We start from the raw sequence: 15,791 nt of genomic DNA, 5'->3' as shown, positions 1-15,791 counted from the left end.
CGGCTTTTTTGCGAATTAGGTAATGGTGCCCACGAAGGGACTCGAACCCCTACACCCGAAGGCACATGGACCTGAACCATGCGCGTCTACCAATTCCGCCACGTGGGCACTGATGCTGCTTGTTGCTGTATCTTACTACTGTACTGCGGACTACAACGACAACAACTCGTTGCTGGTGGTGCCCACGAAGGGACTCGAACCCCTACACCCGAAGGCACATGGACCTGAACCATGCGCGTCTACCAATTCCGCCACGTGGGCATTGTGCTGCTTGTTACTGCTATCTGCTACTTTACTGCGGATCACAACAATAGACAACTTGTTGCTGGTGGTGCCCACGAAGGGACTCGAACCCCTACACCCGAAGGCACATGGACCTGAACCATGCGCGTCTACCAATTCCGCCACGTGGGCATTGTTACTGCTTGCTGCTTGTCGCTGCATGTTCTGCAGCGAGGACAAAATCATAAGGGCTGGCGTGCATTCGGTCAATCAACATTTTGCACTTTTCTTCAAGAAACATGTTTTTTCGCCTGAAAACGGCTGTTCCCTATGAAAAAAGGTTAAATCTGCCTATTTTTTCAGCGATTTCCCGTGGCTTGCTGTCGATGGGCGTGCCGTGCTGCCTGGTTGTCGCAGCGTGGCCAGCTGGCGGGAGGGGAGGGAGTTTTCGTCGCGGAAATGAAAAAAGCCGCAAACTCGTGAAAGTTTGCGGCTTTTTTGCGAATTAGGTAATGGTGCCCACGAAGGGACTCGAACCCCTACACCCGAAGGCACATGGACCTGAACCATGCGCGTCTACCAATTCCGCCACGTGGGCACTGATGCTGCTCTATTACTTGTCGCAAAATAACTTCGCAACAATTCTGCTATTATAACGGCTTGAAGAGTTTTGCGCCAGATGAGCTTTCGCTCCATACTGCACATCAACCCTGTACCGCTTTCCTGCAACTGCATTCCCGTGAAGGTTTGTCGCTGCAAGAGACCGAGATTATAGAGCAATATTTGCCGAAGTCAAATGCATTGCGCAGCTTTTCTCCTTTTTTTCATCGGCGGGGCACTTGTTCGGTTTCCGCTACGCTGTCCGTTAGGCAAACCAAGGCGTCCTCCGGTACACTACCGGACATCACCGTGTCAATATTGACGGTGATGTCATCGGTCTTTGTCTTCCGTTTGATCACTGTCAATAACAACTATAGAAATACTTTTGAGCCAAAATACCCACACCATCCCCAGCCGGGAGGACATTCTCGGCATATTCCGCAGCGTCAACGCGCCTCTCGACCCGCAGTCTCTCGGGAAAACGCTGCAAGTGCATGCCGATTCCATGGATGTCCTGGTCCGTCGCCTGAAGGCGATGGAGCGCGACGGCCAGCTCAAGTCTGACGCCAGCGGTGTTTTCAGCCTGGCCGACCAGAGCGCGCTTGTCGCCGGTCGCGTTACCAGCCACCGCGACGGCTTCGGCTTTGTCATTCCCGACGACGCCAGCGCCGACCTGTTCCTGCCTGAGAAAGAAATGCAGAAAGTACTGCATGGCGACAAGGTCATGGCCCGCATCGTCGGCACGGACCGCCGCGGCCGCCCGGAAGGCACGATCGTCGAGGTCACTTACCGCGCCAATACCCATGTCATCGGCCGCCTGATCCAGGAAAACGGTACCTGGGTCGTGGCGCCGGAAGACCAGCGCATCGGCCAGGACATCCTGGTGACCGGTTCGGTGGGCAAGGCGAAGGCCGGCCAGATCGTCAGCGTCGAGCTGACCGAACAACCGATGCGCTTCAAGCAGCCTGTCGGCAAGATCGTCGAAGTGCTCGGTGCGCTCGATGATCCCGGCATGGAAATCGAGATTGCCGTGCGTAAATTCAACGTGCCGCACGTCTTTTCCGCCGCCGCCCTCAAGCAAGCTGAAAAGCTGCCCTTCGAAGTGCGCGCCGCCGACCTGAAAGACCGTGTCGACCTGCGCGACGTGCCTTTGGTCACCATCGATGGCGAGGACGCACGCGATTTCGACGATGCCGTGTATTGCGAACCCGTCAAGATTGGCCGCGCCAACTGCTTCCGCCTGATCGTGGCGATTGCCGACGTCAGCCATTACGTGAAGCCGAACGACGCGCTCGATGCCGATGCGCTCGAACGCAGCACGTCCGTCTACTTCCCGCGCCGCGTGATCCCGATGCTGCCGGAAAAACTGTCGAATGGCCTGTGTTCGCTGAACCCGGCCGTCGACCGTTTGACCCTCGTCTGCGACGCCGTCGTCAGCGACAAGGGCGAACTGAAGGCTTACCAGTTCTACCCGGCCGTGATCCATTCGGCCGCGCGCCTCACGTATGACGAAGTCGCTGCCGTGCTGGGCAACACCAAGGGACCCGAAGCGGCACGCCGCGCGGACATCCTGCCGCACCTGCAAAACCTGGAAGCCGTCTACCGCGCCTTGCTGAAAGCACGCACGGAGCGGGGCGCCATCGACTTCGAGACGACGGAAACGTATATCGTCTGCAATAGCGCCGGCAAGATCGAAAAGATCATCCCCCGCACGCGCAACGAAGCGCACAAGATCATCGAAGAGTGCATGCTGGCGGCCAACGTCTGCGCGGCGGATCTGTTGCTGCGCAACAAGCATCCCGGCACCTACCGCATCCACGCCAGCCCGACCAAGGAAAAGCTCACGCAAGTGCGCACCTTCCTCAAGCAGGTGGGCCTGAACCTGACGGGCGGCGACACGCCATCGGCATCCGATTACCAGACCCTGATGCAGCAGATCAAGGCGCGTCCCGACGCGGCCCTGCTGCAAACGATGCTGCTGCGCTCGATGCAGCAAGCCGTCTACAGCCCGGACAATATCGGTCACTTCGGCCTGGCGTACGAGGCATATGCCCACTTCACCAGCCCGATCCGCCGCTATCCCGACCTGCTGACGCACCGCGCCATCAAGGCCATTTTGCAAGGCAAGAAATACGAGCCGAAGCTGTCCGAAAAGACCGTGCTGAACACGAACGTGTCGAACGCCACGCGCAAGCAGCAAGCGAAGGACAAGGCCGACGGCAAGCCGAAGAAGACGGACCTGACGATCTGGGACGCGCTGGGCGTGCATTGCTCGGCCAACGAGCGCCGCGCCGACGAAGCGTCGCGCGACGTGGAAGCCTGGCTGAAGTGCTACTTCATGCAAGACAAATTGGGCGAAGAGTTCACCGGCACCATCACCGGCGTGACCACCTTCGGCGTCTTCGTGCAACTCGATACCCTGTTTGTCGAAGGCCTGGTGCACGTCACCGAGCTGGGCACCGACTACTTCCAGTACGACGATGCGCGCCATGAATTGCGCGGCGAACGCACGGGCAAGCGCTACCAGCTGACCGACCGTCTGACGGTGCAAGTGGCGCGTGTCGACCTGGAAACGCGCAAGATTGACCTGCGTTTGGTTACCGATGCGGAACTGGCGGGCGAAGATGCGCCAGCCAAGCCGAACGGCGCCGGCAAGCGCAAGGGCGAAAAGAAATCCATGGTCAAGCCCGGTCCTGCGACCGAGCAGCGCCATGAGATCAAGGCCAGCGTCAACAACGGCGGCAAGGCCGGCAAGGGTTCCGGCGGCCGTTCCAATGGCGCCAAGGCGCAAGCCAAGCCTGCAGCCAAGGCAGCGCTGAAGGAAGCCCCCAAGGCCGCCGAACCTAAGCGCAGCAAGAAACCAGCCGCGGCACCCGCTGCGGCGGCACCACGTGCAGCAAAAACTGTATCAAAATCAAGCAAGAACAAGCGATAAAAGAAACGATAACAAATGAAGAATAAAATGATTTTCGGCTTCCACGCCGTCACCTCGCGTCTGCGTCATGAAGCGTCGTCCGTGGAAGAAATTTTCGTCGATGCCAGCCGCGTCGACGGCCGCATGAAGGACATGATCGCCGCCGCCAAGGCTGCCAACGTGCGCGTCATGCCTGTCGACTCGTCGCGTCTGGACAAGATCGTCGGCACGCGCCGCCACCAGGGCGTGATCGCGTTTGCCTCGCAGCTGTCGCTGGCGCGCAATCTCGATGAGCTGCTGGACGCCATCGACGGCCCGCCGCTGCTGTTGATTCTCGACGGCATCACCGACCCGCACAACCTGGGCGCCTGCCTGCGCGTGGCCGACGGCGTCGGCGCGCATGCCGTGATCGTGCCGAAGGACCGCGCCGTGGGCTTGAACGCCACGGCCGCCAAGGTCGCCAGTGGCGCCGCCGAAACCGTCCCGTACATCACCGTGACGAACCTGGCGCGCACCATGCGTGAACTGAAAGAGCGGGGCATCTGGCTGATCGGTACCTCGGACGACGGCGAAAAAGGCTTGTACGAAGCCGATTTCACGGGTCCGACGGCCCTCGTCATGGGTTCCGAAGGCGAAGGCATGCGCCGTTTGACGCGCGACACCTGCGACATCCTCGTCAGCATCCCGATGTTCGGCTCCGTCGAGAGTCTGAACGTGTCGGTCGCTTCCGGCGTCTGTCTCTACGAAGCCCGCCGCCAGCGCATCGCGAAAGAAGGCTAAAAAACGTCCAGGGCGGCGTTGCATTGCCTCGCCGTACTTTTGTACTGTCTTCGGCAATGCGCCTTGCCCTGAACGTTTTGTAGCGCTTCTTTGATATGCCGCCGCCCTTGAGGCGGCGGTTGTTTATCTGCCTCCCCGGCAGCACGCCGCCGAATACGCTACCATTTGCGTTCCATCTTATTCATTGTCATTATGTTCCACCACCTGCGCGAAGATATCAACAGCATCATTGAACGTGACCCTGCCGCCCGCAATGGCTGGGAGGTGCTGACCTGTTATCCTGGCCTGCACGCCATCGTCATGCATGGCTGGGCGCACTGGTGCTGGACGCGGCACCTGAAGTGGGTAGGGCGCTTCATTTCATATATCGCCCGCATCATCACGGGCATCGAGATCCATCCGGGCGCCGTCATCGGCCGGCGCGTCTTCATCGACCATGGCTTCGGCGTGGTGATCGGCGAGACGGCCGTCGTCGGCGACGACTGCACCATCTACCAGGGCGTGACCTTGGGCGGCACGTCGCTGCACAGTGGCGCCAAGCGCCATCCGACGCTGGAGCGGGGCGTCATCGTCGGCGCAGGCGCGCAGGTGCTGGGCAGTTTCACGGTGGGCGAGTACGCCAAGGTGGGTTCGAACGCCGTGCTGCTGAAACCCGTGCCGTCCGGCGCCACGGCCGTCGGCAATCCCGCGCACATCGTGCAAAAGGATGTCAGCGCCCTGCGCGAGGGCAGCACGGCCCATTTGTTCGCCGCATATGGCGTGACGCCCAACGGCGACGATCCGCTGTCGAAAGCCCTGCAAGGCTTGATCACGCATGCCGTGGCACAGGAGCAGCGCATCGAAACCATCCTCGCCACCCTGAAGGCGGCGGGCATCTGCTGCCAGGGCGTGCCCGAGTGTGATAAATTCGATTCCGAGCAAATGAACAAGCTGGTTGATTAAGGATACAGGCATGACTACAGACGCAAACGCAGCAGAAAAAAGCAGCGACAATCCCAATCTGCTCGACCCCTTCGAGATCCGCGTGCTGGCCGTGCTGGCCGAAAAGGAAGCGCTGACGCCGGACAGCTATCCGCTGTCGCTGAATGCCCTGACGAACGGCTGCAACCAGCTGTCCAGCCGCGACCCCGTCATGGCCCTGTCCGAAGAAACCGTCTACGACGTGCTGCAGCGTTTGATGCAGCGCAAGTTCGTCAACGGCATCACGCAGGCGGGTGCGCGGGTCGCCAAGTACGAACACCGCATGCGCATCAAGTGGTCGCTGGAACAGGACAAGCTGGCCATCCTGACGATATTGATGCTGCGCGGCTTGCAGACGGCGGGCGAGATCCGCAGCCGCAGCGGCCGCGTGCATGAATTCAAGTCCGTGGCGGAAGTGGAAGCCGGCCTGCAATTCTTGATCGACAAATACCCGCCGCTGGTGGCCAAGCTGGCCGTCGCGCCCGGCGCCAAGGAACCGCGCTACGGCCATCTGCTGGGCGGCGAAGAGGCGCTGGCGCAGATCGAGACGGCGGCAGGTTTTGCGGGCGCCGTCAGCGCGCCGCAGCAGGGCAGCAGGGTGGCCCAGCTGGAACAGGAAGTGCTGCAATTGCGCAGCGACTTCGATGGCCTGGCGGCGCAGTTCGAGGCGTTCCGCAAGCAGTTCGAATAATTTCCGGGCACGCGCCTATTGGGCTTGCGGGTCGAAATAGGCGGTCCAGGTCAGGCTGGACGCGGCAAGGCCCTGCGCCTTGCCAAATTGCGTCATGGCCTTGCGTGGTTTTGCCAGTCCCGCCAGGGCCACCCCCAGGTTGTAATGGGTATGACTGTCCGTCGAACCGAGCTTGAGCGCCGTTTCCAGTACGTTGACGGCGTCCCTGTACTTGCCCTGGTCGCACAGCACGGCGCCCAGGCAAGTGATCAGGGCCGTGTCTTGCCGGGCCGCTTGCAAGGCGCTGCGCAACACGGCCTCGGCTGCCGCCATGTGCGCCTCCCATTGCCCGGCATCGCCTTCGGCCAGCTGGATATGCGCCCTGCTTGCGGCGATGGCGTCCATTGCCGCCTTAGCCAGGCCAGGCGGCGGAATTGCTTCCGGTTTCATAATCGACGCTGGCGGTAAAATCCCAGTCATCGGTGTCACGCCCTGTCTTCTCGGACCAGGCCTCGGGAGCGACGCTCAACAGTTCTTCCAGCCACTTGTCCGTTTGGTCGGGCATCAGCGTGGGGTCGGCCAGCACGCTGTCATACGTGGCCTTGCCCGAGCCGACGACGAAACAGCGCGCATACAGGAAACCGTCATCCGACTTTCCTGAGTTGCCGGCATGGTCCGCAAACACCTTGCCATCGAGCTGGTACAGTGCCTGAGCCAGGCACTCCTCGAAGCCCTTGATGTCCTTGACCGGCAACTCGGCGAGTGCTTCGGTCAATGGTTCCACCGCGGCATCGGCATCGCCGTCTTCCAGGGCTTCACGGTCGATTTGCTCTATCAGCTGCCAAAATTTTTCTTCGTTCATTGTTTATTCCAGGTAAATAGTCTATCGATACTGAAAGAGATCAGGCATGCAATGCCCTTGGCGCGATGCGTCCCGTCTGTGCATTGTGGGCTTGTTTAGAATATCATCTTGCCCGAATGCCAAGCGCACGCTTTCCTCAAGTAACTCTTTGTAATCAACACCGCATACAATTCGACCAAGCGTCCTTCCCACATGACTTTTTCCTTCCTGTGCCGCTCCTGCGGCGAGACTCACACGGGCATGCCCAGCTTCGGCGCCGACGCACCGTGGCTGTACCAGCAGATGGCGCCCGCCGAACGCGAAGCGCGCTGCCAGCTCGACAGCGACGCTTGCATCGTTGACGAAGCGCACTGCTTCGTGCGCGTCACCCTCGACATCCCCGTGCACGGCGCGGACGAGCCGTTCAGCTGGGGCGTGTGGGTATCGCTGAGCGGCGACAGCTTCGACGCATGGGACGCCTGCTTCAACGATGCCAAACGGGCGCACATCGGCCCCTTCTTCGGCTGGCTCAGCACGCAACTGCCCGTGTATCCCGCTACCCTGAACCTGAAGACCCGCGTGCACCTGCGCGACGATGGCATGCGTCCGGCCATCGAGCTGGAACCGACGGATCACCCGCTGGCGGTGGAACAGCGCGACGGCATCACGGCAGAGCGGGTGGCCGAGCTGTATGCGCAGCTGATGCATGGCGATTGACAGGCCCGGCTTTTCAGCCGCTCCCTGTCGGTCCGCGCACGTTTCCGGTATCATTCGGCATGAATACTATTTCCTTCCAACCGTTTGTTATTGGTGTCGCTGGCGGAAGCGGCAGTGGCAAGTCCACCGTATCCCAACAAGTGCTGGCGTCCTTTGGCGCCGACATGGTCTCGGTCGTGATGCAGGACGACTACTACTGCGACCAAACCCATCTCTCCCCTGAAGTGCGCAGGCAGCAGAATTACGACCATCCGCAGGCGTTCGAGTGGCCATTGCTGGTGCAGCACATCCAGGCCTTGCGCAATGGCGAGGCGATCGAGATGCCCGAGTACGACTTCACGCTGCACAACCGCTCCGACAGGACCATCTTGGTCAAGCCGGCGCCGGTGATCGTGATCGAAGGCCTGTTTGCCCTGTATGACGAAGACTTGCGCAACATGATGTCGCTGAAGATCTTTGTCGACACGGCCTCCGACGTGCGCTTCATCCGCCGCATGCAACGCGATATCACGGAGCGTGGCCGCTCGGTGGAAAGCGTCATCGAGCAGTACCTGGAAACCGTGCGCCCGATGCACAAGCAATTCATCGAACCGACCAAGCGCAATGCCGATGTCATTTTGCCGCATGGCGCCAACGGCCCCGCGGTCGACATGATCACGGCCAAGGTGGCCAGCGTCATTGGCCGATTGAAACCGGCCGGCTGAAGCAGGCTGACGCAGCCCGCTGCGTCAGCGTTCCCCCATCGACTCCGAGAATGTCTTGGTGATCGGTTTCGTCAGGTAGCGCAAGACCGTCTTGCGGCCCGTGTTGATTTCCACCGTGGCCGTCATGCCGGGCTGGATCAGGATCGGCTCGCCATTCTTGCCCATCAGATTGCGCCCGCTGGTCTTGATCTGCACGCGGTAGTACGGCTGCTCGTTGCCCTTGTTGTCTTCACTTAAGGTGTCCGCGCTGATGTAGCTGACGGTGCCGCGCAGGCGGCCGTAGATGCCGTAGTCGTAGGCGTCCAGTTTCACGGCCGTGGGCAGGCCGGGCTTGATGAAGGCGATGTCGGCCGGCTTGACTTTCGCCTCGATGATCAGGTCATCGTCCGTCGGCACGATCTGCAGGATTTCCTCGCCCGGCTTGGCCACGCCGCCCAAGGTCGTGAGGCGCACGTTGCGCACGATGCCGTCGGTGGGCGCGTAGATATCCGTCGAGCCCAGCTGCTCCTTGCGCTGCGTGACCGTCTGCAGCACGCCGGCCAGGTCTTCCTGGGCTTTCACCAGGTCCGTCTGGCTGTCCTGCAGGTATTTGTTGCGCCGGTTGGTGATCTGCGCCTGGATATCGACCACCTGCCGCCGCAGTTTCAATACCTCGGCGCGGCTGACATCGCCCGTTTCCAGCAGCGGCAGATTCATTTCCAGCTCTTCCTTGATCAGCTTCATGGCGCTTTCCAGCGAGCTCACTTCCGCCTGCACTGCACCCTGGCGCTTGCTGAACAGGGCCAGCTGGTTGGCGCGAAATTCCGGGAACGCCTGCAGTTCGGGCGGGAACTTCGGCGCGCCGCCAAACACTTCCGCCTGCAGGCGCGCCACGGCCGCCTTCAATCCGGCCGCCTTGGCCGTGCTTTCCAGGTAGCTCGTCTCGGCCCGCGTGCGGTCGAAACGGGCCAGCAATTCGCCCTTTTTCACGATGCTGCCTTCATGCACGCGCAGTTCGGCCAGCACGCCGCCATCGGCCACCTGGATGATCTGGTTGCGCGAACTGGCGATCACCTGGCCGTTGGCGCGCGTGACCTGGTCCAGCTCCGCCCATGAAGCCCAGGCGATGACACCGGTCAGCGCCGCCGTGCAGCTCCAGATCAGCACCCGGCCCCGTTTCGCTTCTTCCCGCGCTTCGACCTTGGCCAGTTTCATGCCACCGCTCCTTGCGCCACCGGCGCTGCTTGCGGTGCCGGGGCAGGGGCGGGTACGGCTTGCGGCTTGCCCGACAGCTTGGCCAGCACGGCATCGCGTGGGCCGTCCAGCAGCACCCGTCCCGCCTGCAGCACCACCAGGCGGTCGAGCAGGGGCAAGAGGGCGTTCTTGTGCGTGGTGGCGACCATGGTCACGCCTTCGGCCGCCAGTTCGCCCAACAGCCCGACGATGCGCGCTTCCGTCTTCGCATCCATGGCGCCCGTCGGTTCATCGAGCAGCCAGATGCGCGGCTTGGCCAGCAGCAAACGCGTGACGGCGATCAACTGGCGCTGGCCGCCCGACACGCCGCGCCCGCCCTCGGTGATGCCCAGCGCCAGTCCCCGTGGCTGGCCCAGTATCAGTTCGATCAGGCCCGTGCGTTTGGCGGCCGCCAGGATCGCTTCCTCGCCCGGGTCGGCCAGCCCCAGTAGCAGGTTGTCGCGCAGGGTGCCGCTGAACAGCCGCGTTTCCTGCGGCAGGTAGCCGACCATTTCGCGCACCACGGCCGGCGCCAGCAGGGCCATGTCGACGTCGCCCAGGTACACCTTGCCTTCGGCCGGCTGGTACAGGCCCGAGGCCAGTTTCAGCAGGGTGCTCTTGCCCGAACCGATGGCGCCCACCAGGCCGACGCGCTCGCCGGGTCGGATGGCGAGGTTTTCCACTTCCAGCGCCACCTTTTGCGCGCCGCCATACGTGAAGCGGATGCGTTCGAAGCGCAAGCCCGTATCGAGGCTGCGCGGCGTCAGCGCGAACTGCGCATTGTCCGCTTCGTTGGGCAGGCTGATGACTTGCTCCAGGCCGTCGATCGAGGCGCGCGCATGCGCCCACTGCACCATCACGGCGGGCAGCTGCACGATGGGCATCAGGGCGCGGTTGCTGATGATGGTGCACGCCATCAGGGCGCCCATGGTCATCTGGTTCTCCGCAACGAACCACGCGCCCATGGAGATCAGCGCCACGTTGGTCAGCTGCTGGAAGGCGGCCGTGATGTTTTGCGACAGGGCCGCATAGTCGCGGATATTCTGCTCCGCGTGGCTGCTCTCGGCCACCAGTTCGGCCCAGCGCGCCTGCATCATCCATTCGGCGCTGCTGCCCTTGAGCGTTTCGACGCCGTCGACGGCTTCCACCAGCAAGCCCGCCTTGCGGTTGCTGGCGTTGAGGTTCTTGCGCGTATGGCTTTCGATGGCGCGCTGGAACATCAAACCGCACACGAGGGCCAGCGGCAGGGCCACCAGCGGCACCACCACCAGCCAGCCGCCGATAATGGTGATCATGGCGAGAAAAATCACGGCGAAGGGCACGTCCGTCAGCACGAACAGCGATGTCGACGTCAGCACGCCGCGCACCATTTCAAAGCCTTTTACCTGCGCCGCCAGGGTGCCGACGGAAGCGGGGCGCGCCTCCATGCGGATGCCCAGCATGCGCTGGAAAAACCACTCGGACAATTCATGGTCGACGTCATTGCACGAGTGGTCGACGATGCGGCTGCGCACCTGCTTGAGGATGAATTCCAGGCCGATCGACAGGGCCACGCCCACCACCAGCACCCACAGGGTGCTGAAGCTCTGGTTCGGGATCACGCGGTCGTACACCTGCATGGAAAACAGCGAAGTGGCCATGGTCAGCAGGGTCACCAGCGCGGTGGCCAGCACGGCGTCGACAAACACGCTTTTCTTCAGCCACAGGGCGTTGCGCACGAGGCCCAGGGCGCCGGGGCGGGCGCCGCTTTTTTCGCTGCGGCGCGGCAGGCCCACGCAAGCCAGGCCGGCCAGTGTCGCCAGCTGCAAGGCGCGCCCATCGATGCCTTCGCCGCGCCAGGCGCCGTCGGCGCCGCGCGACTGCAGCAAGCCCCAGCCCGTGCTGGCGCTGTAGACGGCGAATGGCAGCTCGCCCGGCGTCGGCTCGTGCAGCGGACGCGCCGCGCCTTCCAGCCCGGCCGCCTGCCAGAGGGTGGTCAGTACCATGGCGGGCGGGCCGCTGTCGTCGGCGTCATCGAGCTGGCGCTGCAGGTCGGCCAGGCGCGCGGCGGGCACGTGCTGGCCCGTCAGGCGGGCGGCGCGCTCGATGAGTGTCAGCAAGCCATGTTTGATGGAGGTATCCACGCTGTCTCCTGTGTGCATCATGTCGGTGTCAATTCGCGCGCGCCATGCCTGCCGGCGCCGTGCGCCCGGTCAGGGTGCCCGTTTGCGCGGCCAGGCGCAGGCTGGCGGCGATGGCTTGCGCGCGCGTGTCTTCCAGTGAAAACTGCGCCTGGGTCGCTTCGCGCACGGCATTGAGCACGTCGTTCCAGCTCTTGCGGCCGATCACGTACTGGCGCGCATACGATTCGAATACCTGCGTCGAGGTGGTGCTGGCCTCGCCCGCGTTGCCCAGGCGCTGGCGGCTCGCTTCGGCCTCGTTCCAGTCCAGGGTGAAACGCTCGCGCACTTCGCGTTCGGCCACGTCGTGCGCGGCGCGCGCGCCTTCGCGCCGGGCCACGGCGGCATCCACGCCAGCCTTGGCCGACAGGCCGGCGCCCGGCTGCGCCTGCAGTACCAGCATGGCGCGCGTGCGGTTGTCGGCATTGATGCCGCCGCCCGTCGGCTTTTCCATGCGCAGCACCACTTTCGGCATGTAGGCCGAGCGCTGCATGGTGATTTCGGAATCGGCTGCCTGCGCCTCGAAATCGAGGCGGTGCAGGGTGGGGGAGTAGGCGATGGCCTGGCGCATGACCCGCTCCAGGCTGGCGTCGGGCAGCGGTTCGCCCACGCCGATGCCCGTGGCGCTGACGAGGCGCACGGGCTTGCCGGCCAGTTGCGACAGCTGCGCCAGCGCGTTTTCCAGCGCCTGGCGTGCATTCGATACGTCGTTGGCCGCCTGGTAGGCGCGCGATTCGGCCAGGCGCTGGTCCGTCTGCGAGCTGACCGACTGCACCACGCGGCGCTTGATCATGTCCAGCAGGCGCTGGTGCTCGGCCAGGCCCGCCTCGGCCGAGCGCACGCGCGCCGTCTGGCGCAGCGCTTCCGTGTAGGCGGCGATCACGCGCAAGGAGAGGGTCAGGCGTTCTTCCTCGATGGCGGCGCCGGCCGCATCGACCCGGCTGCCGGCGGCATCGATGCCGGCGTCGATGCGTCCGCCGCTCCACAGCGGCTGCTCGATGCGCACCACGCCGCCCGTTTCCTGCGAACCGGTGGGCACTTCTGCCGACAGGCTGGGAAAGCGCTGCCACTGCGCGCCATCGAGTTCGGCGCGCGCGGCCGCCTGCGCCGAACGCTTGCCCTGCACGGCGGGATGGTTTTGCAGCGCCTGCTGCAAGACCTGGTCGAAGCTCCAGGCGGTGGCGCCCTGGGCGCCGGCGAAAGACGATACCGATGCCATGGCCACGGCCGCCAGCAAGGCCGCGATGCGTGGCAGTGAGGATAGTGCTGGGAAACCGCGTAATCTCATCCCGTATTTTTCCGGCCCGAAGCCTGACGCATTTCAAGGTGTGGCGGGAGCGCGCTGTCTTGCGCTCCCGCCGCCGTGCCAGGCGCGGCGCCTGGCGTGGGTGCCCTGCTTCAGACGACGAAGTTGGCCGCCGTCAGTTGCGTGATGTTCACCCCGCTCAGCAGCACCAGCGCCGTGTCGATGGCATTGGCGTTGCTCAGGTCACTCGAGTGATACACCGTCACGGCGCCGCTGTTTTGCGCATCGGCGATGACGATGTAGCCCTGGCCCGACAAGACGCTGTCGTCGGCTGCGATGGCGCTGGCCGCCGCGCCGATCGACACGGATGTGCCGTCGAAGATGAACAGGTTATTGTTGCTGAAGTCTGTGCCCACGTTGACGCCCACGGCCACCGACGCCGTCAGGTCGGCGATGGCCGACATGTCGATCACGTCGCCGCCGGCAGCCGGCAGGCCGGTGCTGAAGTCGGCCACCGTCAGCGGGTTGTGCAGGGCATTCTGGCTCAGCACGAACAGCTGGCTCGCGTCCGTCAGGTCGGCCTGGGCCTGGGCTGCCGCCGCTGCGGCGGCATCGGCATTCGCCGCCACCGTCAGCGAGCTGGCGTCCGTCAGGTCCGCCTGCGCCTGCGCCTGCAGGGCGGCTGCTGCTGCCGCATCGGCTGCCAGGTGCAGGGCATTGGCGTCCGTCAGGGCGGCTGTCTGCGCCGCTGCCAGCGCCGCTGCCGCTGCCGCATCGGCAGCCTGGGTGAGGGCCACGGCATCGGTCTGGTCGGCCAGCGCTTGCGCGGCGGCGGCGTTGGTGGCGTCCGCATTCGCCACGACGGCCAGGGCACTGGCGTCGGTCTGCGCGGCGATGGCGTTCGCCTGTGCCAGGGCCACGTCGGCAGCCTGTGCGTCGGCATTGGCCTGGGCCGCTGCCGCATCGTCCGCATACGCGGCACTCGCATTGGCGTGCGCTTGCGCCGCTGCTGCTGCCGCGCTGGCGGCGGCCGCATCGTCGGCTTGCGCCGCTTGCAGGGCAAGCAGGGAAGCGGCGGCCTGCGCCTGCGCCAGCGGCGCTGCCGCATCGGCCGCATGGGCGGCAAGTGCCGCTGCCGCCGCGTTGTTGGCGTTGACCGTGGCCGCTGCTGCCGCCGCATCGTCGGCCTGTGCCGCCTGGGTGAGCGCCAGCGAGATGGCGGCTTGGGCGGCGGCTGCGGCCGCGGCGTCATCGTCGTTTTGCGCCGCCGTGGCGGCGGCCAGGGCGGTGGCAGCCGTTGCTGCCGTGCTGATGGCCAGCGCATCGGCGGCGATGGCGGCCGTGTGCGCGGCGGTGGCGGCGGCGGCATTGGCCGCTGCCTGATTGGCTGCCGTGTCGTCGGCCTGCGCCGCCTGGGCGGCGAGCAGTGATGCTGCCGCTGCGGCGGCGCTGGCGCTGGCGGCAGCATCCGCGGCTGCCGCTGCCGTGGCAGCCGTTTGCGCCAGCGCTGCGGTGGCGGCGGCATCCGCAGCTGCCTGGTCGTCGGCGACGGCGGCGTCGTGCGCTGCCTGGGCGTTGGCGGCATTGGCCGCTGCCAGCGCGGCTGCCGCGTCGTCTGCCTGCGCCGCTTGCGTGGCTGCCAGGGTAATGGCAGCGGCAACGGCCGCTGCCGCTGCCGCAACATCGGCATCATGCGCGTTTTGCGCCGCCAGCTGGGCGGCCGCTGCCGCTGCCGCGGTGGCGGCGACGTTGGCGTCCGCTGCCAGGGCTGCGTCCAGGGCCAGTTGCGCATTCGCGGCGGCCGTGGCGGCCGCTGCCGCGGTGGCGTCATCCGCCTGGGCATTGAGGGTGGCGGCCAGGGAAATGGCCGCTTGCGCCGCTGCCGCTGCCGCAGCGGCATCGGCGTTCTGCGCCGCGACGGCCGCCGCATGCGCGGCAGTCGCATTGGCGGCAGCGGTGGCAGCCGCCGCATCGTCGGCCTGCGCCGCCGCCAGCGCCGCATGGGCGGCAGCTGCATTGGCATTGGCCTGCGCCGCGTCATCGGCCGCACTCTGGGCGGTGAGGAGGAGGTTCAGTTTCAGCGTCCTGTCATTGTCGGCATCCAGGGCGTTGGTATCGGCCGTTACCGCCGCGTTCAGGTTGGCGATGGCCGCATTGAGCGCGGCATGGGCATTCAGGGCTGCCGTATCGGCCAGCTGCGCCGCCAGGGTGGCGGCCGCCGAAAGGGCGGCCGTGTGCGCGGCATTGGCGGCGGCATCGTCGGCGGCCAGCGCGGCGCTGGCTGCTGCCAGTGCATTGTTGGCTGCCGTTGCGAGCGCGGCCAGCCCTGCATCGGCCAGCAGCGCGGCATCGGCAATGAGCTGGGCCGCTGCCGCTGCTGCCGCCGTGCTTGCCGCCGTGGCGTCGTCGGCCAGGGCGGCATTCGTGGCGGCGAGCGAGGCGCTGGCCGTCAATATCGCCGCGTTGAGTGTGGTCGTGGCGGTATTCAGGGCCGCTTGCGCGTTGGCCGCCGCCGTGGCTGCTGCCGCGGCGAGGCTGTCGTCGTTCAGGGCCTGGTTCAGCGCGGCCAGCGCGCTCGCAGCGGCTGCCGCGGTCGTGCCGACAGCCGCATCGGCGGCCTGCGCGGCCAGCGTGGCTGCCAGCGAGACGGACGCCGTGAGGGCGGCGGCGGCAGCGGCAATATCGTCCGCTTGCGCATGTTGCGTGGCGGCGGCCGAGATGGCTGCCACGGCGGCGGCCGCAGCGGCAGCCGTATCGGCGGCGGCA

12 protein-coding genes and 4 tRNA genes are annotated in these 15,791 nt (G+C 64.9%); 6 read left to right on the top strand and 10 right to left on the bottom strand.

Annotation, left to right across the window (positions count from 1 at the left end; translation table 11 throughout):
• Positions 1–23: 23 nt before the first annotated feature.
• From JAB1_RS14710 to JAB1_RS14695, 4 genes are all read right to left on the bottom strand, one after another.
• Positions 24–108, bottom strand: a tRNA-Leu gene (locus JAB1_RS14710).
• Positions 109–176: 68 nt separating this feature from the next.
• Positions 177–261 (bottom strand) — tRNA-Leu (locus tag JAB1_RS14705).
• 68 nt (positions 262–329) lie between these two features.
• A tRNA-Leu gene (locus JAB1_RS14700) sits at positions 330–414 on the bottom strand.
• A gap of 321 nt (positions 415–735) precedes the next feature.
• Positions 736–820 (bottom strand) — tRNA-Leu (locus JAB1_RS14695).
• A 387-nt stretch (positions 821–1,207) separates the two neighbouring features.
• Between JAB1_RS14695 and rnr the strand changes: the two genes are divergently transcribed.
• The 4 genes from rnr to JAB1_RS14675 all read left to right on the top strand — a co-directional run bounded on the left by rnr (position 1,208) and on the right by JAB1_RS14675 (position 6,167).
• Entirely contained in the window at positions 1,208–3,757 is a 2,550-nt protein-coding gene (rnr, locus tag JAB1_RS14690; protein WP_034784001.1) for a ribonuclease R, read from the top strand.
• A 15-nt stretch (positions 3,758–3,772) separates the two neighbouring features.
• A complete protein-coding gene (rlmB, locus tag JAB1_RS14685) occupies positions 3,773–4,516 on the top strand; it encodes a 23S rRNA (guanosine(2251)-2'-O)-methyltransferase RlmB (RefSeq protein WP_034784003.1) in 744 nt (247 codons plus the stop codon).
• Between the two features lie 192 nt (positions 4,517–4,708).
• On the top strand, positions 4,709–5,458 hold the full coding sequence (cysE, locus tag JAB1_RS14680; RefSeq protein ID WP_070280435.1) for a serine O-acetyltransferase: 750 nt from the start codon (positions 4,709–4,711) through the stop codon (positions 5,456–5,458).
• A 10-nt stretch (positions 5,459–5,468) separates the two neighbouring features.
• On the top strand, positions 5,469–6,167 hold the full coding sequence (locus tag JAB1_RS14675) for a YceH family protein (protein WP_070260269.1): 699 nt from the start codon (positions 5,469–5,471) through the stop codon (positions 6,165–6,167).
• A gap of 15 nt (positions 6,168–6,182) precedes the next feature.
• Here the strand turns inward: JAB1_RS14675 and JAB1_RS14670 are convergent, their stop codons facing one another.
• Both JAB1_RS14670 and JAB1_RS14665 read right to left on the bottom strand, forming a co-directional pair.
• Entirely contained in the window at positions 6,183–6,551 is a 369-nt protein-coding gene (locus JAB1_RS14670; RefSeq protein ID WP_070280434.1) for a tetratricopeptide repeat protein, read from the bottom strand.
• A 7-nt stretch (positions 6,552–6,558) separates the two neighbouring features.
• Positions 6,559–7,008, bottom strand: coding sequence for a DUF4240 domain-containing protein (locus tag JAB1_RS14665; protein WP_070280433.1), 450 nt, complete (start codon positions 7,006–7,008; stop codon positions 6,559–6,561).
• A 192-nt stretch (positions 7,009–7,200) separates the two neighbouring features.
• Here JAB1_RS14665 and JAB1_RS14660 point away from each other — a divergent pair, with 192 nt between their 5' ends.
• Positions 7,201–7,704 (top strand): DUF2199 domain-containing protein, encoded by a 504-nt coding sequence (locus tag JAB1_RS14660; protein WP_070280432.1) that lies wholly within the window; start codon positions 7,201–7,203, stop codon positions 7,702–7,704.
• A 59-nt stretch (positions 7,705–7,763) separates the two neighbouring features.
• Positions 7,764–8,408 (top strand): uridine kinase, encoded by a 645-nt coding sequence (gene udk, locus JAB1_RS14655; protein ID WP_070260278.1) that lies wholly within the window; start codon positions 7,764–7,766, stop codon positions 8,406–8,408.
• 24 nt (positions 8,409–8,432) lie between these two features.
• Here the strand turns inward: udk and JAB1_RS14650 are convergent, their stop codons facing one another.
• The 4 genes from JAB1_RS14650 to JAB1_RS29940 form a co-directional block, all read right to left on the bottom strand.
• Positions 8,433–9,602, bottom strand: coding sequence for an HlyD family type I secretion periplasmic adaptor subunit (locus tag JAB1_RS14650; protein WP_070280431.1), 1,170 nt, complete (start codon positions 9,600–9,602; stop codon positions 8,433–8,435).
• On the bottom strand, positions 9,599–11,743 hold the full coding sequence (locus JAB1_RS14645) for an ATP-binding cassette domain-containing protein (protein WP_217494300.1): 2,145 nt from the start codon (positions 11,741–11,743) through the stop codon (positions 9,599–9,601). The genes JAB1_RS14650 and JAB1_RS14645 overlap by 4 nt, the downstream gene beginning before the upstream one ends.
• Positions 11,744–11,771: 28 nt before the next feature.
• Positions 11,772–13,067: a TolC family protein gene (locus tag JAB1_RS14640; protein ID WP_083299754.1), complete on the bottom strand. Its 1,296-nt coding sequence runs from the start codon at positions 13,065–13,067 to the stop codon at positions 11,772–11,774.
• Between the two features lie 110 nt (positions 13,068–13,177).
• On the bottom strand, positions 13,178–15,791 hold a 2,614-nt coding region (locus JAB1_RS29940; protein ID WP_175445069.1), incomplete at its 5' end, for a hypothetical protein.

The organism is Janthinobacterium sp. MP5059B (assembly GCF_001758645.1).
Classification (GTDB): Bacteria; Pseudomonadota; Gammaproteobacteria; order Burkholderiales; family Burkholderiaceae_D; genus Janthinobacterium; species Janthinobacterium lividum.
Note: the sequence above shows the minus strand (reverse complement) of the source record. Positions and strands in the feature narration are given on the sequence as shown.

Excerpts from the sequence above, each read along its gene's own strand:
- rlmB (WP_034784003.1), top strand. The coding sequence starts at position 3,773 with ATGAAGAATAAAATGATTTTCGGCTTCCACGCCGTCACCTCGCGTCTG.
- udk (WP_070260278.1), top strand. The coding sequence starts at position 7,764 with ATGAATACTATTTCCTTCCAACCGTTTGTTATTGGTGTCGCTGGCGGA.
- JAB1_RS14640 (WP_083299754.1), bottom strand. The coding sequence starts at position 13,067 with ATGAGATTACGCGGTTTCCCAGCACTATCCTCACTGCCACGCATCGCG.
- cysE (WP_070280435.1), top strand. The coding sequence starts at position 4,709 with ATGTTCCACCACCTGCGCGAAGATATCAACAGCATCATTGAACGTGAC.
- JAB1_RS14665 (WP_070280433.1), bottom strand. The coding sequence starts at position 7,008 with ATGAACGAAGAAAAATTTTGGCAGCTGATAGAGCAAATCGACCGTGAA.
- JAB1_RS14675 (WP_070260269.1), top strand. The coding sequence starts at position 5,469 with ATGACTACAGACGCAAACGCAGCAGAAAAAAGCAGCGACAATCCCAAT.
- JAB1_RS14660 (WP_070280432.1), top strand. The coding sequence starts at position 7,201 with ATGACTTTTTCCTTCCTGTGCCGCTCCTGCGGCGAGACTCACACGGGC.
- JAB1_RS14650 (WP_070280431.1), bottom strand. The coding sequence starts at position 9,602 with ATGAAACTGGCCAAGGTCGAAGCGCGGGAAGAAGCGAAACGGGGCCGG.
- JAB1_RS14670 (WP_070280434.1), bottom strand. The coding sequence starts at position 6,551 with ATGGACGCCATCGCCGCAAGCAGGGCGCATATCCAGCTGGCCGAAGGC.